Source organism: Kribbella sp. CA-293567 (genome assembly GCF_027627575.1).
Classification (GTDB): Bacteria; Actinomycetota; Actinomycetes; order Propionibacteriales; family Kribbellaceae; genus Kribbella.
The window spans coordinates 6030553-6051562 of the sequence record NZ_CP114065.1 but is presented as its reverse complement, the minus strand read 5'-3'; the positions used below and the strand labels follow the sequence as shown (position 1 = coordinate 6051562).

Genomic DNA, 21010 nt, shown 5'->3' with positions numbered 1-21010 from the left:
CACCCGGTCGGCGTTCCACACGCGGCGCAGTACTCCTGACGCTCAACGTTGCCGTCGGGGTCGGAGCGGGTGACGGTGTGGAGGTCGCCTCGGCAAAGGGGCCGAGAGCAACGACCGGGGGCGGCCGGGCGAGGTTGCCTCACCGGAGCGGGGACACTTCGTCCAGGTCCGTCCAGGTGACGTGACCGACCTGGACCGTGTGGATGCGGCGGAACACCCCGCCGTCGTGTCGGGTGCCCTCTTCCACCTTGCGGGACTGGCCTCGGCCGGTACCGGCGGCGGCGCGAGCCGGGCCGATGGTTGCGTACGGCCCGTAGGTCCGCTCGTCGGCGTACGGCTGGAGACCGCGGTCCTCCTGGTGTTGGGTGCGGTACCAAGGCTTCATCTCGTACGCCGGGCGGCCGGGGTTGGCCTTGCGCCATGCTTCCTTGCGGGCCGCGTACTCCTCTTCGGTCTCGTCGTAGACCGTCTCGGACGTCATCCGCATGCCGGTCTCAACGACGCGGCCTCGGTACTCCGTGTCGCCGTGAATGTAGTTGCGTCCTCGCGAGCCCATCAGCGGTGAGCCTTGCGGGCCGTGCGCTGCGCCTTGCCGGTCTTGCGCCGGGCGGCCTTGTCCTTCGCGGAGATGGTGCGGGTGTGAATGTGCTTGCCGAGGCGGACCATGGCAAGGGAGTACTGAAGGCGCAGGCGACGGCCGGCGGTCATTATCTCGTCCAGCTCGACCACGGCGGCGCGGTCCACGCCGGGCAGCTCGATACGCGGGACGCGGAGGGACTGGTGAGCGAAGTTGGCAGAGGCGTTGGGGTTCACGGTGGGTGGTCTCCCTAGGTGGTCAGCGGTTGAGCGAGCGGTAGCGGTTGGCGTCCTCGGCGAGGTCGTGCAGGTACTTGACGAGGTCGCGGAAGGTACGGCCGGACATGACGACGTAGGCGTCCTCGGCGCTCTTGCCGCGTTGCTTCACGACGGCGGCGCCGAACAACTCCTCGGCGGCGGCGGCCTGCTTCTCGGCGTCGCGGACGTAGCTCGCGAAGTTGTGGCGGGCTTCGTCCTTTAGCTGCAAGGCGAACGGGGAGAGGTGGAGATCGCCGACGTCGATAAAGCCCTCTTGGTGCGGGTGGCGGACGAGGCGGCCGAAGGTCAGCGCGAGAAACTTGCGGAAGGCAAGCTCCCAGCGCTTCCCCTTGGCCGCGTTGGCGGAGGTCACGCGATGACCTCCCGAGGCGGCGGAGGCTCGGGCAGTTCTACGGCCGGAGGCTCATGCTCCGGGCCGTTCCGCTCCAGCACGGCGGGGTAGTACTCGTCAGGCGTGCCGCCCTTCACGGCGGCGAGCCACGTTGCGTCCGCCCAGCAACGTTCGCAGGCGGGCATCAGTGCTCGATCCGTTCGCGGGCTTCGGCGTACGCGGCGTTGAGAGCCTTCAGGGCCTCGGCATGCTGCCCGGCGGCGTAGTTGACCGAGACGACGGCCTCGGTCTCGCCACCGGTGAACGGCGTACCCGAGACAGCTACGGTCTTCAGCTCGACGTAGGGACTCACGCGGCTACCGCCTTCAGGTGTCGGCCGGCGAGCGCGGACTGACGGGCGGTGTGGGCGAGGATGATCTCCGTACACTTCCCGGACCTGCGCGAGCCGAGCCACGGAAGCAACGCCCGCATGATGGAGGCGGCGCGGTCGCCGGTGATCTGAGCAACCATCAGCGGCTTGTGATGCTCGAAGCGCGCGGCCTCCATGTGGGTGGAGGCGCCCATCAGGTCGGCGGCGCGGAGGATCACGTCAAGGTCGCTCATCTTGACGCGGATACGCGGGTTGCCGCGCGGGCTGTCGAAGCAACCCTCGCCGTCCAGCAGGCCGGACAGCCATGCCGCCTCCTCGCGCGTCATCGGGGCGGCCGGAGGGATGCTCACGCCGGGGCCTCCGTGGCGGAGATGATCGTTGGGAAGCTCGACAGGAAGCCGTTCCGGTAGCCGAACGAGACGACGACGTACCGGTGTCCTTCGTGCATGGCGCCGAAGAGATCCGCCGAGCGCCACCGGCCCTTGACCACAGAGTCGGAGATCTCGAAGGTTCCGCAGTCGGACGTGTAAACGCGCATGTCCGAACCGCTTCCCTTGGCGTGCCGGGTGCGGTCCTTACCGGTGACGGTGCAGGTCTGCGTTTCCTCGGCGTAGTAGTTCCGGCATGAGACCGCGCCGCCGAAGAGGATGCCCGCGGCAACCACCGCGGACACGGCGGCCTTGGTGATGGTGGAGGCGTTCACAGCGGGTTCTCGCATTCGGGGCAGGCGCCGAGCGGCGCGTGATAGGTGAGGTTGTGGACCGGGCAGACGGTTTCGTTGGGGGCGAGGTCGGTGTCCGGGTCGATCAGGGCGAAGGTGTCGGGGTTGATCACGGCGTCTGCTCCTGAATCGGGCCGTAGGCGGCGCGGACGTCGGCGAGGGATTCCCGAAGGCCGTCGAAGGTGTATTCGTCGGTGCCGGTGCGGAGCCACACGTCGCCGTCGGCGTCGCGGACGGCCTGCGGACGGGCGCCCTCGGGGTCGATGTGGTTGGCGGCGGCAACAATCGCGGCGGCGAAGGTGCGGGCCTGCTCCGGCGTGAAGTCGAGCGGGCCGCCGTCGTACGGCGCGTCGATCGCGAAGACCTGGACGACGTCGGCCGGAGGCTTGCTACCGGACGTGGCCTTGTCTACGCCGACGCTTCCCCAGTCGTTCCAGTAGTCCGTGACTCTGACGGTTTCGAAGGTGTTCACGCGCGCCTCGCAGAGGTGTAGCCGTCGCGGATCTGAGCGCGGGTGAGCTGGGCGCCGCGAGGAGAGAAGCGGTAGAGGGCCTTGCCGGCGTCGTTGCGGCCACAGAAGGTCCAGCGGTCGCCCTCGCCGTCGATCAGCGGGCCGGGGTCGGTCTTGCCCTCGGCAACCTTCGCGGCTGCCGTGAGGGCCTTGGCGAGCTTCCGAGCGTCGGCGGGCTTGAGATACGTGGTGATCTCGGTGGCGTCGCTCTCGATCACGTCGGCGCGTACCTGCTTGAAGGCGGTGGGCGCGATCACATAGCGGTCTTGGTGTTCTACGCGAATGGTTGTCTCAGTCATCGGGTGGTCTCCCTTGCAGAGAAGGCGAAACGCCCCGCTCGCCGGTGAGGGCGAGCGGGGCGTGTGGCTCGGAGGTTGCGAGTGGTGCGATCGGTCAGAACGGAGTCGGGCTCTTCTCCTGGAGGTAGGCGCGCGCGACGACCGCGTCCGCCTCGGTGGCCTCGTTGAAGGTCCACGGCGCCGACTGGGACGGCTTCGCGACGCCCTGGCCGACGCGGCCGAGCACCATCCCGCCGACCTGGCTCTTGACCTGCGACTGAAGGACCTTCGGGAAGATCAGCGTGTCGATGTACTCCGTTCCAGCCTTGGCGTCGGCGCCCTTGTCGTCCAGGACGATGACGTCCGCGCGGACGGCCGAGCCCTCGCCGTGAACGGTCTTCATGGCCGCGATGACCTCGTGGACCTTGACGATGACGAGGCTGCCGAGAAGGTTCTTCCACTCGATGCCGGCGGACGAGGACGGCTTACCAAAGTTGTCGCTCATGTGGTGGTGATCTCCTGTTGCATTGGCTTGTTGGCGGCCGGGCGGCCGGTTACGTAAGGGAGGTGGGTCAGCGAGGGCGCGTCTGCTCAGTCCCGCCGGACGAATCCGGGGGACTGAGCAGACGCGGGGTAAGGGCTAGGAAGCCGCCAGCTCGGCCGTGCGGGCCTTGGCGAGCGTGGTCAGGCCGGGCGTCCACTTCTCGGCGTTGGCCTGGTAGATCGACTCCAGGGCCTTGTACGACGGCGCCGCGTTGATCTGCTCGACCAGCGACGGGCCGAGGTCGGCGTGAACCTGGACGGAGGCGAAGGGGAAGGACAAGTCCTTCCGCTTGCGCCATGCGTGGACGCCGACCGCGAGGACGTACGCGGTGTCGAAACCCGCGGCGACGTCAACGAAGATCAGCCGGGCGGCGCCGGTGCCCGCCGGGAGGTGGACGATGACGCCCCACTTCTTCGACGGGTTGCCGACCAGCGGCGTACGCGCGCCTAGGGTGTGGTCGTAATCGACCGAGTTGGCGTAGGTGCCGAGTTGCATGGCGATTTTGCCGATGCCGAAGTCCACGTTGCCGGTCTTCAGGTCGCCGATCATCGTGTCTCCGGGCTGGACCTCGTCGCCGAGTCCCGCGCGAATGTTGCCGTCGGCATCGGGTCCGGGGTAGCACAGACGCTCGCCGTGCTCGCGCTCGTACTGGTCCAGGCCCTCGGCGGTGAACTGGACGATGCGGTCGTAAGAGCCGCCGACGCGCAAGTCATCGCGGACACAGAAGCCTTCGATTGCCAGGGTGGCGAAGTACTTCGTCACCCGCCTGTATGCCTCCAGGTCGGGCAGGTAGGCCGCGGGAACGGTGCCGACGTCCTCGCCCCGGTCGATCTTCTCGGAGAGCGTGTGGAGGGCCGTTCCGGTCGTTGCAGCGGCACCGGCACCGGCGGCCTCGCGGGCCGACTTGGCAATGTCGTTGAGGGTCCGCTTCGCGTACTGGTCCGTGGGGTCGGTGATGGCAGACGCGGCGAGCTGGAGGTCTGGCCGGTTGGCCATGCCGAGCGCGACCATGCGCTGAGACCAGAGGCTCAGGTGGTAGGTGTCCTCCAGGGCGCCGACGAAGGTCGTCACGCGCTGGTAGGCGACGGTCTCGCCGCCGTCCGGCGGGGTGATCAACGGGCGTCCCCAACGGTCGCGGGGAAGCTCAGTCTTGATGATCGAAAAGGGGTCGGTCATGAGGTGGTCGTGCTCCCTTGATCCTTGAGTGTGGTCAAGGGGGAGGTGGGTCAGCCGGGGCCGATCTGCTCATGACGCGGGCATGCGAAAGCCCCCGGTCTCCGAGGTGGAGGCCGGGGGCAACGAGTGGAGTCAGTGGCGGGGCGGACGCGGGGGGTCCGGCGGGGCGGGGAAGCAGGAAGCAGGCGGGGTGTACCTATTTCGTACCTCTCTCCAATGCGAGAGCGCAGAGTAAGAGGTAGGAAAAGGGGTCACCCCGCCTGCTCCCTGCTTCCCCGCGTCAGCCCGCGAGCGCCTTGCTCAGGGATGCCGCGTGCTTTTCGATGGCGGCGAGTGCGATACGGCAGACCTCGCGCTCCTGCTCCGTCATCTCGGCCAGCCCGTCGCCGGAGTCGGCCCGCTTGAGGAGAGAGTTGGCGTGAACGATGAGGACGGCCGGCGTCACCGACGGTGCGACTGTCGCCGCAAGAGCCGCCGCTGTCGTACGGCGCGCGTTCTGTCGGATCTTCGGGTCCTCCGCCTTGAATCCCGCCGCCTCCAGTTCGTCGGCGGAGATGCGGGCGCCGAGAGCCTGCCGGACGTGGTAGCCGAGCTTGCCGGGGAGCTTCGAGACCTGGTCCTGGGAGAGGTGGGCGCGCGTGTAAACGTCGCGGATCGCGTCGCGGTAGTCCTGCGAACGGCCGGCCCAGTCGGTCGAGCCGTCCTTTTGTTGGAAGCGGGAGCGCAGCTCGACCACGGCGGCGCCCGCCGAGCGGAGGAGGTCGATGTTGTTCTCACCCTCGGTGAAGTACTTCTCCAGCGCGGTAGCGGCGTCGGCCTTGACGCGCTCCAGGGATTTCTTGCCCACGGTGAGCCTCCGAGTGGTCGGTGAGTTACCGGCCGGTTCGGGCCGAAGCTCCAGTGTGCCCGGCTGAGGGGCCACTAGCAACCTCGGAGTGGCAGAACGCAAAACGGCCCGCCCCCTGGTATGGGGACGGGCCGTGAGGGCTACTGCCAGGTGTCGGAGCGGCCGATCAGCTCGGCGTCGCCGTTGTTGCGGAGGACGCGGACGCACTCATCGGCCTTCGCGTGGAGGGCCGAGATGCTCGAGTTATTGGAGTAGCCGAGGTTGACCGCGGCGTCGTCAAGGGCGGTCTCCGAGATGTGGAGGTCGCCGTCGTCAGGCAGGCCGGAGCGGGTGACGCGGACTGACCAGCCGTCGGCGTCGTGGACGGCCTCCAGCTCGTTGGGGAAGCGGACGTCCGTGATGACGGCCGGGCCGTCGTGGTTGCCGATGGCGTGCATTACGGGCCTGACCCAAATCCCTGGGTCCAGCTCGCGGGCCGTGACGCCGACGCGCTGGAGGGTGCGGCGGACCTCGGCGTCGTAGGGGGAATCCTTTACGCCCTCCCAGCCGTGGGCAGCGATGACCTCGGAGAGGCGGACGAACAAGTCCACGTCCTCGGAGTAGCGCCCACACTCCACGCCGACGATCGGGTCAATCGCGAGGGCGGCCTTGCGGAGGTTGTCCGCGAAGGCAAACCGCTTGAAGCCGTGCTCAGTCACGAGGCGCTCGGCGAAGGTGTCTTTGCCGGACCGCTTGCGGCCGGTGATTCCGATGAGATGGGTTGCCATGTGGCGTGCTCCTAGGGTGGTGGTCTCCCTTGGAGGTAGGTCAGCGAGTGGCCGTTTGCTCAGGCTTCGGGATAGCGGCGGTGGAAGGCTTCGACCTCGTGGAGGACGGCGCGGACCTTGGCCTCTAGCGTCGAGATCTCGCCGCGCATCTCCGCCTTCTCGCGCGCCCACTCGGCGCGGTCCTCGGCGTGACGGACGCGGTCCTCGGTGATGATGACGCGGAGGCGGCGGTTGTCCTCGGCCAGCTCGTCGCGGGCTTCGGCCACGACGCGGACGTTCGCCGACTCGCGAGCCTCGGGGGACTCTGCGAGTCGGCGTGCGCGCCGAGCCTTGACGGCGTCCCTGATGTAGACGAGGACGCCGCCGGAGAGCATCGCCACCGCGACGTTAGTAACGGCGGTGGTTGTGTCCATGGGGTCAGCTACCCGCCATGTGCTTGGCGTCGGGGAGCTTGGCGTTGGGGACCTTGTAGACCACGCCCGCGCCGGTGAGGAAGGCGCCGATGACGAGGCCGGCCTCCGCGTGGCTCAGGTGGCCGTCACCCATTACCTGCCAGGCGACCGGGGCCGCCATCAGGACGCCGGACAGGATCGCCTTGCGGTACGGGGCGAGGAACTTCAGAACGCTGTTCACGGTGGAGCCTTTCGGAGAGAAGAGACGGTTGCGTCAGGCAACGACGCGGTAGGTACTGCGCGGCATCAGGGCGGCGATCTTGGCCTGAGTACGCGGGCCGACGACGCCGTCCGGGGTGAGGCCGTGGCGGATCTGGAATCGGACGATGGCCGCGCGGTACTCGCTGCGGGCGCCAACCCAGTTGGCTTGACGGATCGCCCGCGCCCAGACGTCGGCGTTGCGCTGCGAGATGACGCCGGTTCGCAGAAGCCAAGCGTGGAAGTTCTGCGCCGAGTTGAGGGCGACAACCTGACCGCTGCGGAAGTGAGCGGCGCCGTTCGCGGCGTAGGCGACCGCGGCGAGGGAGACGCGGTAGGCACCGACGGGCAGCGGCGGCGCGGTCGCGGCCTCGTAGTTGAAGGTGGGGACGCCTTGGTTGCTCGTGTCAACCTTGTTCGACTTCAGGCCGTTTCGGCCGTTGTTCGCGGCGTAGACCTGACGCTCGGCCGACGGGGACATGTCGCGGTCACCCTTGGCGATGATGTGGAGGTGAGGGGTGAAGCCCTGTAGGACCGTCCGGTACCACACGATGAATCCGACCGCGCGAGCTGCGGCGGTCCACCGGTTGCGCTGCGCGGCGGTGAGGTTCCACGTCCGAAGGTCCAGGACGCCGCCGCCGTCGTGAGTGCCGGCGGAGGCCGAAGCGCCGTTCGCGCCGCGGTAGGACCCCTGGACGATGGTCGGGGTGACGCCGGACGCCTTGGCGGTCAGCTCAAGCATGAGCTTGGTCCGGCGATTGACGGTGACGGCCCGGCCGGACGAGTCCTTACCGAGGGAGACGCGGTCGTAGGCGTTGGTCATGAGGAGGTTTCTCCTTGTAGAGAAGGGGAAGTCAGGAACCGGTCGCGATGATGGAGTTGGGCGAGACGCGGATATAGTCGGAGGTCGTTCCGGCCGTGCGGGAGACGAGAATCTCCAGGCCGAGGACGGTCCCGAGGGAGCCGCCGGACAGGGCCTTACCGTCAAGCACCCAGTCGTAGTGGTTGAAGCTGTTGGTGGGAACGGACTTCACGCCCTGAGAGGTGCCGTTTACACGCAGGTCCACTGCGCCGGAACCGGAGGCCGGGCAACTCACGGCGACGCTGACGCGGTAGCGCGGGTGGAAGACGGGAACTTCCGCTGTCATGACCTGAAACAGGCCGGTGCCGTTGTGGCCGGGCATCGTCTCGGGGTTCGTGCTGTAGAAGACGCCGCCGGTGACGTTGGGGGCCGCGAGTCCGAAGCCGCTGTTGGCGTCGTTGGACATGATGATGTGGCCCTGCGGGTCACTCATCGCAACGAACTGCTTCAGTCCGGTTGTGCCGCCGTCGGGATCGTCCACGGTGAAGGCGACCGACCCGTCCGAGCGCCGGAGGATGAATCCCGACTGAGGCTTTCCGCCGGGGCCGGGGTTGAGATCCTCGCGGATGCCGAGCCTGCCGATTTCGTTGCCGTCGGCATCCTTCAGGACGATTGCGCCGCCCTGAATGGTGATGCCTCCGCCGCCGATGGTCGCGGCCTCCAGGCGGCGGGCAGCCCGCATCTCGCGGACCTCGCCGCGGAGGGCCTCCAGCTCGCGCATGATGGTTTCCATGTTGGGCGGGAGGCGGTCTGAGAACTTGGTCACGAGTCGGCGTCCTGCTCTTCTAGGAGGGGCGTAACGGTGGCGAGGCCGACGACGTCCAGCTCCCAGCCGATCGCGCGGGCGATGATGTTTACGCCGTTCGGATGCCGGGGTGACGTGGCGACGTCTAGTGCGACGTCGTGGCCGAGTGCCCAGTCCTTCCCGAGGATCGGGCCGGTGGAGGCGTTTGCGGTGACGGTGAAGATTTGGGCGCCGGTGGCCTTCCAGGACAGCTCTTCGAGCGCATGTGAGTAGAGCGTCGAAGGCTTGACGACGCCGGAACGAGTCGAGCGCTGTTCGAAGCGCGGCCAGCCGTTGTCCAGCAGGTCGTAGGCGATTGCCGGCGTTCCGGTCGGCCGGGTCTCGCCCTCGCCGTCGCCGAACATACTGATGTGGTTCGCGCCTCGGCGCGAGGTGAAGTCCTCGGTGAAGGTGTAACTGATCACCGACCCCGGCATGTCGAAGACGGCCGAGGGGATGGAGCTTGCGACGCCGATTCGCGCCGCGGTGGTGAAGGTCTTCTTGAAGGACGTCTTGGCGGCGTCCTTCCAGTCCACTCGGATGGTCCACTCCGGGCCGTCCTGGACGCGCATTAGCTCGGTGAGCTGGGAGTACGCGGTCTGGTCGGAGAGGCTGGAGTACGTACGATCGAACTTGAAGGGCGTCGTGGTACCGGCGTACTGGAGGCCGATGCCCTGGACGTGATCCGCGTCGTACGCGAGGTCTAGAGCGATCTGTGCGCCGTCGCGCTGTAGCTCGATGCGGTCGCTGACGTAGCGGCGGTCGAAGTACGCCTCCAGCGTTGCGAGGGAGAGCTCTACGGTCGCGGAGGACCCGCCGGAGCGGGTGAGCACCATGCCGGCCCACATGACGGCCTCGTCGTGGTCGCGGACGCAAACAAGCATCGTCCGGCCGGGGTCGGTCGCGGAGGACCAGTTAGGCGGGCAGTCGGGAAGGGCGATCGATCCGGAAACGGAGGTGTAGGTGCCGAGGATGCTTTGAAGGGGGCCGGAGGCAACGAAGGGCAGCTCCTCCACGATGACGCCGGAGACGAGATCCGCGCCGTACCACGTGTAGGCCGCGGGGGCCGACGCGGCCGGCGCAGTGGGCACCGGCCGCGCGGAGAAAGAGCTACGGGCGAGGGAGGACACGAGTAGCTCCGATCAGAAGCGCGTAGTAATGAGGATCTTTCCGACGGCGCCGTTGCCTCCGTTGAGGACTCCGGTGGTCGCGCCGAAGGCGCCGGAACCACCCGCGCCGGGGACCTTGCCGGGCGCTCCAGCCGCGGCGCTGCCGGGAGTCTGGGACCGGCCGCCGCCGAACGGGGCCGCGCCGCCGTAGCTCGCGAGGATGGCCTTGCCCGCCAGGACGCGGCCCTTACCGCCGTCGTCGCCCTGGACGTTGTAGTCGCCGCCCGAGCCGACGCCGCCGCTACCTCCGGTCGTCGCGCTGTCGCCCGCAGTCGATGCCATGGCAAGGCCGCCGGTGCCTCCGGTGGCACTCATGCCCTTGAAGGTGGTGGTGCCACCGGTCGGGCCGGTTGCGCCGCCGCCGGTCGTGCCCGCGCCGACGGTGAACGCCTCGTTGGCGTTGAGATCGGTTGCGGCGTAGGTCTTGCGGCTGTATCCGCCGCCGCCCCCTCCGCCGCCCTCGCCCTGACCCGTAGTGCCGCCGGCGCCGCCGCCAGCTCCGCCGCCGCCCCAGATTTCAACGGTGACGTCCTTGGCGTTGGCGGGCTTCGTCCAGGTGCCGGCGCCCGCGGTGGTCTGAGTGAAGGTCACCGGGGTTCCGCCGGACAGCGCGAGCCACCCGGAACCGTCGTGGTACTCCATGACGCCGGTTGAGGTGTTGTAGATCGTCTGGCCGAGGTGCGGCGAGGTCGGCCGTGTGCCGGTCGGCAGGATGCCGCCGGAGGCCACGGTGTACTTCGTGTTGAGGACGACCGACGGCGAGCCGGTCGTTGCCTTCGGCACCGTGATAGTGCCGAGGAGGAGAGACTTGCTCGGTACGGCCGGGGTGGACGGGGTGGCGGACGGAGTACCGATCAGGTACTCAACCTTCGCCTCGCGGGTCGCGTCGCCGTTCTCAGCGTCGTACACGCGGAGGACCACAATGTCCTTGCGGCCAAAGGTTCCGTCCGCGGCGTTGAGCGGCCCGGACTCGGCGGCGGTCACCGGAACGATGTAGTGGCCGAGGGCGCCGGCGAGGATGCCGGAGACCGAGGCGATGCCGGTAGCGACGTTCCAGTTGCTTCCTGCGATCGTGACGGCGAGCGGGTTGCCACCCGGCCGGACACCTTCGCGGGCGCCGAGGACGGCGCCGTCAAAGGTCGCGTACATGGAGTCGATGACGCGAAGCTCAGTTGCGTCGTAGGCGGGGAGTCCGCCGGACGAGGCGAGCCACGCGGGGGTTCCGACGGTCATAGTGAGGTCCTCACTTCCACGCATCCCGCCAGACGATCTGGGCGGACGCGGTGGCGGAGTAGGTGGGTGAGTTGAAGGCGATCTCGGTTACGCCGGGCTGGAGGGTGAACCAAGCGCCGGAGATGTAGCCGCGTCGAGAAGCGGTGCCGTTGAGATAGGCGGTGTGGGTGGCGAAATCCAGGTCCACGTATTCGCCCTCTTCGATCGTCAGATTGATGAGGAGGGTTTCTCCGGTGGCGACGTTCGTTAGGCGGGCGTCGGTGACGGGGCCGTAGACGATGACGCGAGGCGGAGAAGGGAGGTTGCCGTTGTTCTCGCCGGTTGCAGTGCCCGAGATGGTGACGGAGTCAACCGACAGGGGAACGGTGAAGGGAGCCGTGAGGCCGCCGGTCGAGCTGGGAAGGTTGGTCGAGGCAACCTTCTCGATCGCGCCATACTTCAGCGGGTCCGGGGCGACGAGGCCGATGGAGTAGAGCGCCTCGTAGGGACTGACGATGGAGACGTCCGGGGTTCCCTCTTGCCGGACGAACATCAGACGGTCGTCGGCGTTGACGCCGTAGACGGTGAGAGGTTCGGGGACGTCGAGCGGGATGGCGGCGGCGAGCTGGTCGATAACGTCGCCGACGTTCGGGAGGGTCGTGATGACGGACCCCCGAAGGGTGAGGCCCTTGGGCGCGTAGTGCGCCCGGTTCCGCCAACCGCCGTTTCGGGCGGTTCGCGGAGTGACCTCACCCGTCGAGGCGAGAGAGTGCCAACCGTCGATTCCGTAGAGAATCCACAGCGAGCCCTTGTCGTCGTCCTGTCCGAAGTTGACCCCGCCGAGCGAAGCTCGGTAGGTGCTGAGCACGAATCACACTCCGGCGTTAGCGAGCTTGCGGCCGACGATCCGGGCAGTAGCCTCGGGGTCGGTCGTGCCCTGGACGAAAATGTCTACGTCGTTGCCCGCGGCACCGAAGCCGACAGGGCGGGGGACGTTGCCGCTGTTGGAAGCGGACTTGATGGGCAGGGAGGAAACGCCGCGGACGGCGGCCTTGGCCATGCCGGCCGAGGACTGACCGACGGCCTTCTCCATACCGGCAATGCCGTTGGCGAAGCCCTGCCCGAAGTACCGGCCGAGGTCGTCGGCCACTCGCGAGGGTGAGTTGATATCGAGGATTCCGATGATGGCGTTCTTTGCGGCCGAGGCCAGCTCGCGCGCCTTGTCGGCGGCCTTGCCGACCATGTCCCCGATACCGTTGATGAATCCCTGCGCGAAGTTCAGGCCCGCGCTCTTCAGCGATGACCCGAGGTTGCCCAGCTTGGCGGCGACGTTGCCGGGGAGATCGCGGAAGTAGGACAGCAGAGCGGCGGCCTTCTCGGATGCTCCGGCGGTGAGGCCAGAGACCAAGTCGCGGCCCTTGTTCCCGAGGTAGGAACCGAGAGCGCCGAGCTTGCCCGCGATGACGCCGGGGAGCTTCGTCCAAAACGAGTACAGGTTGACGGCGTAGGCCACGATGCCGTTCAAGAGGCCCGAGACGAAGTCGCGTCCCTTGCTGACAAGGAATGTCGCCGCCGTGGACAGCGCGGCGAAGATCTTGCCGGGCAGGTCCGCGAAGAACTTCGTCACGGCCTTGTAGGCGTTGACGATGGCCGCGAGGACCTTGCCAGCGGCGGCCTTGATCGTGTCGAAGTTCTTCACGACCGCGAGGACGGCGAGGCCGATCGGTCCGGTGATGATTGCCAGAAGCAACGGCCAGTTTGCCTTCACCCAGTTGAAGACGGCCGAGGCTGTCTTCTGGATCGCACCCCACGCGGCGGACCAAAGGTCCTGAAACCAAGTGGTCTTGGTCGCGATGAGCACGACGCCCGCGACGAGCGCGGCAATCCCGAGGACGATCAGGCCAATCGGGTTGAGCATCATCACGAGGTTTAGGGCGGCCTGCGCGATGGCGTAGGCCCTCGTTGCCTTGGCCAGGGTGACGAGGTTCTTCACCATGTCAGCGAGCGCGAGGGCGGTCGTGACGGTCTTGAACGCCACGTAGGCCGTCGCGAGGACGCCCATGGTGATGGCCAGCGCCTTGGCAGTGGTCTCGTGCTCGCCGAGGAACTTGACGACCGAGGCGACCACGCCGACCGCCGTAGCGATCGCGGGGACGAGGTTGCCGATGATTACCGTAGCAATCGCGAGCGCGGCCGGAGCGGCGTCCTTCAGCTTGGCTGAGAGGTCGGAGAGCGCGGGACCAAACTCGGTCTTGAACTCGCCCGCGGCCTTGGTGAGGGCCGGGAGGACCTGACCGCCGAGAACCTCTACAAAGCCCTGCTTCAGGTTGCGTGTAAACGCGGTGATCTGCGCGGTGGGCGTCGAGCCGAGGGCCTTGTTGGCGCGCTCGGTGGCGCCGGCGACTTCGCCGAGGCCCTTGGCCGCCGTCCTCGGATCCATTGCGAAGAGCGCGTCGCCGAGGTCCTCGGCCTGAGTGCCGAAGAGACCGACGGCGGCAGCCGACTGCGCGGCCGGGTCCTTGACGGCCTTCAGCTTGTCGAAGACGAGGGAGAGGGCCTCGGCAGCCTTCGGGCCACCTTGCGCAAACGTGGCAGTCATGGCCTTGCCGTCCAGGCCGATCGCCTTGAACGAGTCAGCCGACAGCTTCGAGCCGTCCACGGCGCGAATAGAGAATTCCTTGAAGGCGTCCGCGGCAATGTCGCTGTCGCGGGCGCCGCCCTGGATCGCCTGATTCATGAGGCCGAGGGCGCGCGGCCCGTCCAGACCGAGCTTGCGAAACTGAGTGGAGTACTCGTTGAAGGTGTCGAGCAGGTCTTCTGACTTGTTGATGCCGAGCTGCTGACCGCGGGTCAGAAGGTCGAACGCCTCGGTGGCGTCCTTCGCGATGCCGGTCTTGATCATCTGGGCTACGGCCCTGGTCGCGCTGACGGCGTCCTCACCAGAGACCTTCGCGTAGGTCTCAACCTGCGCGACGACTCCGGCGATCGCTTCCTTGGAGTCCTTCGTTGCGACCAAGCCACTTTGGAAGGCCGCCTTGATCGTGTCGCCGATCTGCGCGACGGACTCGCCGTAGTTCTGCTTGTAGGCAAGCCCCGCCGCCTCTCCGAACTTGCCGGAGTCGGCAGCCGAGAGGCCGAGTGACGCCTGTAGGCCGGCGCCGACGTCGGCGCTGCCCATTGCAGACAGCAGGCCGCCGACGATCGCGGCGCCCGCGACGGCTGCGCCGCCCTTAGCAAACGCGCCGAGCTTGGCGAGCGCGCCCTTGGAGAAGGTCTCCCCGTACTCCTGCCCGCCAGCCTCGCCCTGGGCCTTGAGGCCGGGGGAGGTTTCCTTTGCGAGGTTCTTCGTGAAGTCCTTCGCGGTGGGGATGATGCCGAGGGTTGCGTAACCGACGTTGCTCACTTCTGCTGCCCTCCTAGGCGTCGCTTCTGTTCGAGAAGGCGCTCGCGGTGGGCGCGCACTACGGCCGGAGTAGCCGCGTTCTTCTTCGGGAGTGCGGGGTGCGGCTGACCCGCCCACACGGCGTAGAGGTCAGCGATGAGTACGGCCTCGTTCGTCCAGCCCGCGTAAGGTCCGGCTTCGATCAGGGACACCGCGGATTCGCGGGGGAGATGCCGAACGAGCACGGAGAGGCGCCGGAGGTCGAGCTTCCCTCGCCACAAGTCGAGTAGATCGACTTGGTAGTAGCGGAGAAGGTCGGCCTCCAGGGCGTCGCCGTGCTCGCGGATGAGGGCGAAGAGGCCGGTCAGTTTCCCGAGATGCCAACGGCCGCCGCGATGGCGGCGAGCATCTCGCCGAGGCCGGGGCCGCCCGGCTTCGTGGCCTTGAAGTCGGCCCACTGCTTCGGCGCGAGGATCTCGCGGCAAGCGGTGACGACCTTGCCGTCTTCGAACGCCTCCAGGGCGTCGAGCGACCACTTGTCGGCCGGGTCGATCGTGTACTCCGTGCCGTTGTGCTCAAAGGTCACGGTGCCCGCCTTCGCGGCGGTCCGGCGGGGAGTCGTCTTGCGTGCGGTCATGAGGCGCGGGTCTCCTGTGATTGGGGTGTGTGGCACGGCGCGCGGGTCAGAGAAGGCGTTGCCGAGGGCAACGGACGAGGACCCCGGACCCGCGCGGTACGGGGTCCTCGTCGGTTGGATCAGGGGGCGGTGACGTCGTCCGCGGGGTTACCGGAAAGCTCGGTGTAGAGCTCTCCGTTGGACTCCGGGTAGATGTTCACCGTGAGGTCGTAGACGGTCAGCTCGGCCTCGGAGTCGGTGATATCGGCGACCTCGCCAATGTCGCTCCGCTTGACCACCCGGCGCCGGACCTTGAAGCCCTCGCGGGTCTCGAAGCCGATCGCCCATTCCTTCGACGTCGGAACGACGATGGTGGACTTGACGACGCCGTTCGCGTCGGCCACGGCGCGAGTCGAGCCGGGGTTGACGAGGCCGAAGGTGACGGCGTTGTCCTCCAGGGCTACGAAACGGATCGTCCGCTTGTGCTTGCTCTTGGTGGACTTGACCAGAAGGCCGCCCCACGCGAAGTGCTCCGTGGTCTCTTCGTCGCGGGACTCGGTCATACCCTCGTCACCGTTGAGCAGGCCGACGGCCTTCCAGCCGGCATCCCAGGGGGTCGCGACGTTGGTCGGCCACACCGGCGTACCGCCGGACAGGTCGTGAATGTAAACGTCAGCGTTCGTCCAGAGCGCGGCGTTGGTTGCATCTCCACTCATGGTGGGTTTCTCCTAGGAGGTAAGGGGGATCGGGCGAAGGTGCATCGCCGCGGTGAAGTAGGCGAGCGGCGTCCCGCTGTCCGGGTCGGTCGTCGGCAGAGGGCCGACGCCTTCGCGGAATCCGCGGGTGTTCGCGTCGCCGAGGTAGGACAGAAGGACCGCCTTGCAGACCTCGGCGAGGTCCTCGGTGGCGATCTCGGTGTCCGCCCAGACCTGGACTCGGAGAGCTGCGGTCGCGGTGACGGGGTAGAAGCCGGTCCGGTTGTCGATGGAGAGCCGGACGTAGGGCAGGCCCTGCTTGTCGGCCGGGCGGTCGTCCGGGTCGATCGTGCCGACCTGGACGGTGTCCGGGAGCGCCTCGCGAAGGATGCCCGCGGCAACGATGCGGGGGTTAGGGAAGCGGACGGAGAGGCGCGTCATACGGTGCCGCCCGTTGACCGGGAAATGACGCCGTACTTGGCTTCCATGCCGAGGGCGCCGGCGTGCGCGAGCCGGACGGCCGAGGCGGCCCGGTCGGTCACGTAGTCCTCAACCTCCACGTCGTCGGCCATCTCGTGACTGACTACGTCGGGGTTAGATCGGACAGCGGAGGCGATGCGCTCGGCCTCGGCGTGGACGAGAGCGGCGACCTCTTGGCTCTTGAGCATCGCCGCGATTCCCTTGTGGTCAAGGGTGATCTTCGACTTGGCCACGGTCAGTCCTCCACTCGTGCTAGCCGAACTTGGTAGAGCTTCAGGGCCGATGGGCTGGAGATGGCTTGTACTTCGCCGCCGTAGGTCTCGTCTCCGATCCGGAACCGGTCGCCCTGGAGGACGTCCGCGGTCTTCGGTAGGAGGAGGAGAGCGCCGGGCACGACTTCGAAGCCCTTGGTGGGTAGCTCGGTCGGGTCGGTGAAGTTGGTGCCGTAGTTGCCGTAGGCATCTACCGCGGTCGAGCGGAGCACGACGATGGAGTGGGGGAAGTTCACTGATACCCACCCCACGGCGGATAGATCAGGCCGGTATCGCCCTCTTGGGGCGTGTACGCGGAAGGCGTGTAAACACTGCCTGTGCCGGTCCACGCGTCGGGGGGTCCGCTGTCGGCGACGGCCTGACGAACGAGCTTGACCTCGTCTTCGGTGAGCCAGATTGAAGCCTGACCGGGGGCGTAGGCGTAGGCGTACGCGCCCTGTCCGAGGGCTTCGTTGTTGACGCCGTCGGGGTTGCGGTAGTCGCGGATGGCCGCGCGAGTGGTGACCATGGCGACGTCCTCGGGGGCGGTGACTGCGCCGGAGGTGTCGAGCCAGAGCGTCCGGCCGATTGACCGGACGAAGGCGGAGGCGTCCGCGAGGGAAGCCTCCGCCCTTGCGAGGTCGGCACCGGTGAGAGTGCCGACCTCCAGTCCTAGGCGGACCTCCATGGAAGCGACCGTTGCGAGTGCGGGGAGTGCCACGGTTGCCCTCCTAGGGCTTGTGGAGAAGGGGATCAGGCCGCGGCGGTGCCGGTGTCGATGCGGTACGCGGAGGGAACCTCCACGATCGTCGCCTCCGCGCCGGAGCGGTCGATCTTGCGAGCGGGCAGGTACGAGACGCCGGTGAAGGTCTGCACGAGGGAGGTGTGCTGACCGATGCTGGAGTCGTAGTCCTGAATGTGCTGGAGCGAGAATCCGTTCGCAGACAGCGAAGCCGCGAAGACGATGCCGTCGGCCGGGGCCTCGGGCGAACGGACGGCGAGGGTGAACGCATCGCGGTGGTAGAAGACAATGTCCTCTTCGCCGATACGGTTCGTCTCGAAGGCGTCGAAGCCGCCGACGTTCTTCGAGGTCGGGACGGCCGGGTTGGTCGCGTTGGCGCCGAGGTCCGAGAAGACCTTCGCGTCCACCATGTCCTTCCACACCTTCGTTCCGACGGCGGCGCGAAGGCCGGTCATCGGCATACCGTTGTCCCGCAGGGCCTTGCGGATTGCGGAGAACGTGAGGGTGGGGTTGGTCGGGCTGTACGCGCCGAGGGTGAGGCTGTTGGTCTCCGGCAGCGCGAGGAACTCCGTTGCAACGCTGTCTTCGATCTCTTCGACCATCGAAGCGACCTGCGGGGCGAGGACCTGCTCGCCGAAGTTCTCCAGGTCGAAGGTCCGCTCGCGCTGGTTGAGGGCAACCTTCTGGTAGGGGTTGCTGTCCAGCTCGATTGCGAAGGTCGTCTCGTTCAGCGCGCTCACGACGAACGCGGAGAGCTGACCGGTCGTGGCCGAGTTGGTGAGGTCGCGCTTCTTCGCCTTCAGGACGGCCGGAACGCGCACGTTCACGGTCGTACCGTGGCCGCCGCCGTAGTTGTCCTCGTAGTCGCGGTTGATGGACGCGGCCAGCACGAGGTCAGCGGTCAGCAGGGCGCTGCCCAGCTTCACTACCTCGGCGGCGGTGTAGAGGCTGTTAGCCATGGTGTGTGTCTCCTAGGAGGGTGGTGGGGTGTCAGCGCCGACGGATGCGGGCAGCGATGCCGTCAATGTCGGGTGAGTTGGGGGATTCGCCGCCGGAACCGGGCGTGAGAACGGCCTTCGGCTTGGTGCCGGGTGCGGCGGGCTTCTCCGCGGGCTTCTTGCCGGCGAAGTCGGCGAGGGCCTTGGCCTGAGCGATGAGGGTCTCTTCGTCATCGCCGGTCAGCAGGGCGGCCGGTACTTCGTGCTCGGCGGCGATGGTGTCGCGGAGCTTGGTCTTGGTGTGCTCGGCAAGGTCGGCTTCGGCCTTCTCGGCGCGAGCTACGGCCTTCTGCAGGTCGGACATTTCGGCCGTCTGCCGGTCGTTCTCGGCCTTCTCGAAGGCGGCGAGCTTCTCGCGGGCCTTGTCCAAGTCGGCCTTCTGCGCGTCAATCTTGCGCTTGGCGCGGGCCGCGTCGTACTCGCCTTCGAACTCGGTCTCGGCGGGCTTGGTGCCCTCGGCAACTTCCGCGGGCTTCTCGCCCTCGGTGCCGGGGGTTCCTTCAGGGCCTGTGGAGCTGGTGGCCTCGGCCATGGGTGTCTCCTCCTGGGAAACGTCAAGGGGCGCTCGGACCTGCCGAGCGCGGATGAGGTGTTGCCGTGGTTAGCGGCGTTGCGCGTCGAGCGCGCGGCGGAAGGCGTTCGCCTTGTCCGCGGTAGGCACGCCCTTCGTGGAGTCGGCCCAGAGGGCCGCGTACTCCTCGCCGGGGCCGGGGACGGTGTCGTCCTCGGAGTAGATGGCGACGATGGAGCATCCGCACCCATCGTGGAACTTGGCGCCGACCGGGCGACCGTCCTTCTTTCGGCTCTTGGCCTGCTTGGCGCCGGCCGCCGAGGCGGTCTTGTAGTCGGCGCCGCGGGACGCGAGCATCGCGCAGAACGAACAGGGGGAACCGTCGGTCACACGCGCGTATCCGAGAGCGAGCCTGTCGCTCTGAGCGGTGTTGAAGATGGTTCCGCGTCCGGCGTTGGCGGCGTGGCGGAAGACGGAGCGCGAGGTGATTCCCTCGGCGAAGGTGAGGGCAAACTTCATATCGTTGCCCTTGGCAAGCTGCTGCCTGATCGACACCGGGCCGGAGAACAACAGGGACGATGCGGTCTGAGCGAGGGTCAGCGGATCGGGGGCGACAATGGTGGGTTCCTGACCCTCCACGCCCGACGCGAGCCGGTGAGCTTCGTAGTACGCGCCTGCCAGGACGGAGGCGTCAGAGCGGGCGCCGCCAAGGATCGGGTGCATGGCGGCGACGAGGGCCGGGAAGCTGTTGTCCAGGTCCGACGGGTTGAGCAACGCCCGAAAGGCGATCACTGCGAGCGCGGCTGCGCGGGCGGCGATCGTGCCCTGACCGATCCGGTAGGCGTCGGTCAGGGCGGCGGCCTCGGCTAGAGTTGCCATCACGCGGCCTGAGCAGGCTCAGGAGGCGAGTCGGGCGGCGTGATGGTGGATTGCGTCTGCCGGTCGATTGCGGCGGCTAGAGCGGCCGTTCCGTCCTGCGCGGCGGCCTTCATGCGGTGCCACTCGGCAAGCTCGGTGTCAGTGACACCGGGAACGCGCGACCACGCGCCTTCAGCCGGCACGCCCAGCAAGGTCACCATCTTGCCGAGAGCGTCCACGGTCTGAGCCATGGAGCGGGCCTCGGAGTCACGCCAGCGGACGCGGGCGTCAACGGACGGAACCTCTTCCCCGGCGGCGATCGCGGCGAGGGCGAGGACTTGCTCCCAGCTCTCGCCGAAGAGGACTTCGTACTCCTCCGCCTTGCGTTGTGTGGTCGCCTCGGCGGCGGCCATTGCATCGGCGGAGAGGTTGATCAGGTCGCCGACCAGCACGTGAGGCGAGGTCTGCGCGATGGCCGCGAGAGTGCGGACGGTCATCTCGTAGGTGTTGATGTGGCCAGAGACCTCGGTCTGAGCGAAGTCTCCGAACTTGGCCTCGGGGTTGTCGGTCACCCACAGCCTGTCAATCGCGGCTTGGAAGGGCTCTACGGGCTTGCCGTCTTCCCCGGTGGGGATGACGAGGCCGGTAGCCCAACGCTGACGGAAGCTCGCGTATTGCAGGGCGATCATGAGGGCGAAGACGGCCTCGTTGATGCGGTCCTGAATCGGCAGTAGCGGGGCGATGATGCCGACGTTCTCGCCGTCCAGCCGGTCGCGGAAGCGGACTAGCGGAACCGCGGGCATGCCGTGAGCCTCTTGGTCAACGATGACCGGCGAGGACGACTGCGGGTGAAGGATCGTGTAAACGTAGGTCTCGTCGTACAGCTCGAAGATGACGGAGCCGTCAACGTCCTTTCCCTTGCGGATAAGGGCGCGCTGCGGGTACTCGTCGTCGTCGTCCTCGTACTCGGCCCATACGCGGGTCGGGTGCAAGGGCTTGATCAGCGGGGAGGCGCTGTCACTCGGCAGAACCAGCACGTAGCTGACGCCGTACTCCAGGGCGCCGCGGTGGGCGATGCTCTGCCGGGCGTCGAGCTTGTTGGCCTGCCAGTGCTTCCACGCCGAGTCGTTGTCCTTCTGCTTCGCGGCGCGGTAGCCCTCCACGAAGAGGACCTTGGCGAAGGTGTCCGAGATCAGCGGTAGCCAGTTGGTGATACTCCGCTTGGCCATCTCGCGGTACTCGGCCTTCGCACCGCGCGGCATGTACGGGAGGTCGTGGTGACCTTTCAAGTACCGCCGCGTCTTGCCGAGGTGTCCCCGGCCGGGCTCGTTGGCGTTCCGAAGGTCCGAAATCATGCTCTCGGCAACCTTTGCCGGGCGGTCGAGAGTTGCCACGTTGTC

At 67.6% G+C, this 21010-nt stretch carries 32 protein-coding genes; all 32 read right to left on the bottom strand.

What is annotated here, in order from left to right; translation table 11 throughout:
* Nucleotides 1-139 precede the first annotated feature (139 nt).
* Nucleotides 140-487: a hypothetical protein gene (locus OX958_RS28005; RefSeq protein ID WP_270132792.1), complete on the bottom strand. Its 348-nt coding sequence runs from the start codon at nt 485-487 to the stop codon at nt 140-142.
* A 68-nt stretch (nt 488-555) separates the two neighbouring features.
* Nucleotides 556-813: a hypothetical protein gene (locus OX958_RS28000; RefSeq protein WP_270132791.1), complete on the bottom strand. Its 258-nt coding sequence runs from the start codon at nt 811-813 to the stop codon at nt 556-558.
* Between the two features lie 22 nt (nt 814-835).
* A complete protein-coding gene (locus OX958_RS27995; RefSeq protein ID WP_270132790.1) occupies nt 836-1207 on the bottom strand; it encodes a hypothetical protein in 372 nt (123 codons plus the stop codon).
* A gap of 163 nt (nt 1208-1370) precedes the next feature.
* Nucleotides 1371-1538, bottom strand: a complete 168-nt coding sequence (locus OX958_RS27990) for a hypothetical protein (RefSeq protein WP_270132789.1) — start codon at nt 1536-1538, stop codon at nt 1371-1373.
* Nucleotides 1535-1906 carry an LAGLIDADG family homing endonuclease gene (locus OX958_RS27985; protein ID WP_270132787.1) on the bottom strand — a complete coding sequence of 124 codons (372 nt, stop codon included), beginning with the start codon at nt 1904-1906 and terminating at the stop codon, nt 1535-1537. Before OX958_RS27985 ends, OX958_RS27990 begins: the two co-directional genes overlap by 4 nt.
* Nucleotides 1903-2259 (bottom strand): hypothetical protein, encoded by a 357-nt coding sequence (locus OX958_RS27980; RefSeq protein WP_270132786.1) that lies wholly within the window; start codon nt 2257-2259, stop codon nt 1903-1905. The genes OX958_RS27985 and OX958_RS27980 overlap by 4 nt, the downstream gene beginning before the upstream one ends.
* Entirely contained in the window at nt 2256-2390 is a 135-nt protein-coding gene (locus OX958_RS27975; RefSeq protein WP_270132783.1) for a hypothetical protein, read from the bottom strand. The genes OX958_RS27980 and OX958_RS27975 overlap by 4 nt, the downstream gene beginning before the upstream one ends.
* Nucleotides 2387-2749: a hypothetical protein gene (locus OX958_RS27970; RefSeq protein ID WP_270132782.1), complete on the bottom strand. Its 363-nt coding sequence runs from the start codon at nt 2747-2749 to the stop codon at nt 2387-2389. Before OX958_RS27970 ends, OX958_RS27975 begins: the two co-directional genes overlap by 4 nt.
* Nucleotides 2746-3087 carry a hypothetical protein gene (locus tag OX958_RS27965; RefSeq protein ID WP_270132781.1) on the bottom strand — a complete coding sequence of 114 codons (342 nt, stop codon included), beginning with the start codon at nt 3085-3087 and terminating at the stop codon, nt 2746-2748. Before OX958_RS27965 ends, OX958_RS27970 begins: the two co-directional genes overlap by 4 nt.
* Before the next feature lie 94 nt (nt 3088-3181).
* Complete coding sequence (locus tag OX958_RS27960) at nt 3182-3571, bottom strand: hypothetical protein (RefSeq protein WP_270132780.1); 390 nt, start codon at nt 3569-3571, stop codon at nt 3182-3184.
* Between the two features lie 135 nt (nt 3572-3706).
* Nucleotides 3707-4786, bottom strand: a complete 1080-nt coding sequence (locus OX958_RS27955; RefSeq protein ID WP_270132779.1) for a hypothetical protein — start codon at nt 4784-4786, stop codon at nt 3707-3709.
* A gap of 280 nt (nt 4787-5066) precedes the next feature.
* Nucleotides 5067-5633 (bottom strand): hypothetical protein, encoded by a 567-nt coding sequence (locus OX958_RS27950; RefSeq protein WP_270132778.1) that lies wholly within the window; start codon nt 5631-5633, stop codon nt 5067-5069.
* 140 nt (nt 5634-5773) lie between these two features.
* A complete protein-coding gene (locus tag OX958_RS27945) occupies nt 5774-6400 on the bottom strand; it encodes a hypothetical protein (protein WP_270132776.1) in 627 nt (208 codons plus the stop codon).
* 59 nt (nt 6401-6459) lie between these two features.
* Complete coding sequence (locus OX958_RS27940; protein WP_270132774.1) at nt 6460-6813, bottom strand: hypothetical protein; 354 nt, start codon at nt 6811-6813, stop codon at nt 6460-6462.
* 4 nt (nt 6814-6817) lie between these two features.
* Entirely contained in the window at nt 6818-7033 is a 216-nt protein-coding gene (locus tag OX958_RS27935; RefSeq protein ID WP_270132773.1) for a hypothetical protein, read from the bottom strand.
* Between the two features lie 33 nt (nt 7034-7066).
* Complete coding sequence (locus OX958_RS27930) at nt 7067-7873, bottom strand: peptidoglycan-binding domain-containing protein (protein ID WP_270132771.1); 807 nt, start codon at nt 7871-7873, stop codon at nt 7067-7069.
* A 31-nt stretch (nt 7874-7904) separates the two neighbouring features.
* Nucleotides 7905-8678 carry a hypothetical protein gene (locus OX958_RS27925; RefSeq protein ID WP_270132769.1) on the bottom strand — a complete coding sequence of 258 codons (774 nt, stop codon included), beginning with the start codon at nt 8676-8678 and terminating at the stop codon, nt 7905-7907.
* Nucleotides 8675-9826 carry a hypothetical protein gene (locus tag OX958_RS27920; protein WP_270132768.1) on the bottom strand — a complete coding sequence of 384 codons (1152 nt, stop codon included), beginning with the start codon at nt 9824-9826 and terminating at the stop codon, nt 8675-8677. Before OX958_RS27920 ends, OX958_RS27925 begins: the two co-directional genes overlap by 4 nt.
* Before the next feature lie 12 nt (nt 9827-9838).
* Nucleotides 9839-11098 (bottom strand): glycine-rich domain-containing protein, encoded by a 1260-nt coding sequence (locus OX958_RS27915; RefSeq protein WP_270132766.1) that lies wholly within the window; start codon nt 11096-11098, stop codon nt 9839-9841.
* 10 nt (nt 11099-11108) lie between these two features.
* Nucleotides 11109-11945, bottom strand: coding sequence for a phage distal tail protein (locus tag OX958_RS27910; protein WP_270132765.1), 837 nt, complete (start codon nt 11943-11945; stop codon nt 11109-11111).
* Nucleotides 11946-11948: 3 nt separating this feature from the next.
* Nucleotides 11949-14480, bottom strand: coding sequence for a phage tail tape measure protein (locus OX958_RS27905; RefSeq protein ID WP_270132764.1), 2532 nt, complete (start codon nt 14478-14480; stop codon nt 11949-11951).
* Complete coding sequence (locus tag OX958_RS27900; protein WP_270132762.1) at nt 14477-14671, bottom strand: hypothetical protein; 195 nt, start codon at nt 14669-14671, stop codon at nt 14477-14479. Before OX958_RS27900 ends, OX958_RS27905 begins: the two co-directional genes overlap by 4 nt.
* 152 nt (nt 14672-14823) lie before the next feature.
* Complete coding sequence (locus OX958_RS27895; protein ID WP_270132761.1) at nt 14824-15096, bottom strand: hypothetical protein; 273 nt, start codon at nt 15094-15096, stop codon at nt 14824-14826.
* A gap of 119 nt (nt 15097-15215) precedes the next feature.
* Nucleotides 15216-15791 carry a phage tail tube protein gene (locus OX958_RS27890; protein ID WP_270132759.1) on the bottom strand — a complete coding sequence of 192 codons (576 nt, stop codon included), beginning with the start codon at nt 15789-15791 and terminating at the stop codon, nt 15216-15218.
* Between the two features lie 12 nt (nt 15792-15803).
* Entirely contained in the window at nt 15804-16211 is a 408-nt protein-coding gene (locus OX958_RS27885; protein ID WP_270132758.1) for a hypothetical protein, read from the bottom strand.
* The gene (locus OX958_RS27880; RefSeq protein ID WP_270132757.1) at nt 16208-16483 is read right to left on the bottom strand and encodes a hypothetical protein; all 276 of its coding nucleotides are present in this window, start codon (nt 16481-16483) and stop codon (nt 16208-16210) included. Before OX958_RS27880 ends, OX958_RS27885 begins: the two co-directional genes overlap by 4 nt.
* Nucleotides 16484-16485: 2 nt before the next feature.
* Complete coding sequence (locus OX958_RS27875) at nt 16486-16758, bottom strand: hypothetical protein (RefSeq protein ID WP_270132755.1); 273 nt, start codon at nt 16756-16758, stop codon at nt 16486-16488.
* Entirely contained in the window at nt 16755-17222 is a 468-nt protein-coding gene (locus OX958_RS27870) for a hypothetical protein (protein ID WP_270132753.1), read from the bottom strand. Before OX958_RS27870 ends, OX958_RS27875 begins: the two co-directional genes overlap by 4 nt.
* Nucleotides 17223-17254: 32 nt before the next feature.
* Nucleotides 17255-18202 carry a P22 phage major capsid protein family protein gene (locus OX958_RS27865; protein ID WP_270132750.1) on the bottom strand — a complete coding sequence of 316 codons (948 nt, stop codon included), beginning with the start codon at nt 18200-18202 and terminating at the stop codon, nt 17255-17257.
* A 31-nt stretch (nt 18203-18233) separates the two neighbouring features.
* Complete coding sequence (locus OX958_RS27860; RefSeq protein ID WP_270132748.1) at nt 18234-18773, bottom strand: hypothetical protein; 540 nt, start codon at nt 18771-18773, stop codon at nt 18234-18236.
* Nucleotides 18774-18842: 69 nt separating this feature from the next.
* Nucleotides 18843-19631: a VG15 protein gene (locus tag OX958_RS27855; RefSeq protein ID WP_270132746.1), complete on the bottom strand. Its 789-nt coding sequence runs from the start codon at nt 19629-19631 to the stop codon at nt 18843-18845.
* Nucleotides 19631-21004 carry a phage portal protein gene (locus OX958_RS27850; RefSeq protein WP_270132744.1) on the bottom strand — a complete coding sequence of 458 codons (1374 nt, stop codon included), beginning with the start codon at nt 21002-21004 and terminating at the stop codon, nt 19631-19633. Before OX958_RS27850 ends, OX958_RS27855 begins: the two co-directional genes overlap by 1 nt.
* Nucleotides 21005-21010: the final 6 nt, after the last annotated feature.

Bases quoted from the DNA above. Each gene is read 5' to 3' on its own strand.
- OX958_RS28005 (WP_270132792.1), bottom strand. From the start codon at position 487: ATGCGGATGACGTCCGAGACGGTCTACGACGAGACCGAAGAGGAGTAC.
- OX958_RS27965 (WP_270132781.1), bottom strand. From the start codon at position 3,087: ATGACTGAGACAACCATTCGCGTAGAACACCAAGACCGCTATGTGATC.
- OX958_RS27960 (WP_270132780.1), bottom strand. From the start codon at position 3,571: ATGAGCGACAACTTTGGTAAGCCGTCCTCGTCCGCCGGCATCGAGTGG.
- OX958_RS27955 (WP_270132779.1), bottom strand. From the start codon at position 4,786: ATGACCGACCCCTTTTCGATCATCAAGACTGAGCTTCCCCGCGACCGT.
- OX958_RS27945 (WP_270132776.1), bottom strand. From the start codon at position 6,400: ATGGCAACCCATCTCATCGGAATCACCGGCCGCAAGCGGTCCGGCAAA.
- OX958_RS27940 (WP_270132774.1), bottom strand. From the start codon at position 6,813: ATGGACACAACCACCGCCGTTACTAACGTCGCGGTGGCGATGCTCTCC.
- OX958_RS27930 (WP_270132771.1), bottom strand. From the start codon at position 7,873: ATGACCAACGCCTACGACCGCGTCTCCCTCGGTAAGGACTCGTCCGGC.
- OX958_RS27915 (WP_270132766.1), bottom strand. From the start codon at position 11,098: ATGACCGTCGGAACCCCCGCGTGGCTCGCCTCGTCCGGCGGACTCCCC.
- OX958_RS27895 (WP_270132761.1), bottom strand. From the start codon at position 15,096: ATGACCGCACGCAAGACGACTCCCCGCCGGACCGCCGCGAAGGCGGGC.
- OX958_RS27890 (WP_270132759.1), bottom strand. From the start codon at position 15,791: ATGAGTGGAGATGCAACCAACGCCGCGCTCTGGACGAACGCTGACGTT.
- OX958_RS27885 (WP_270132758.1), bottom strand. From the start codon at position 16,211: ATGACGCGCCTCTCCGTCCGCTTCCCTAACCCCCGCATCGTTGCCGCG.
- OX958_RS27865 (WP_270132750.1), bottom strand. From the start codon at position 18,202: ATGGCTAACAGCCTCTACACCGCCGCCGAGGTAGTGAAGCTGGGCAGC.
- OX958_RS27860 (WP_270132748.1), bottom strand. From the start codon at position 18,773: ATGGCCGAGGCCACCAGCTCCACAGGCCCTGAAGGAACCCCCGGCACC.
- OX958_RS27855 (WP_270132746.1), bottom strand. From the start codon at position 19,631: ATGGCAACTCTAGCCGAGGCCGCCGCCCTGACCGACGCCTACCGGATC.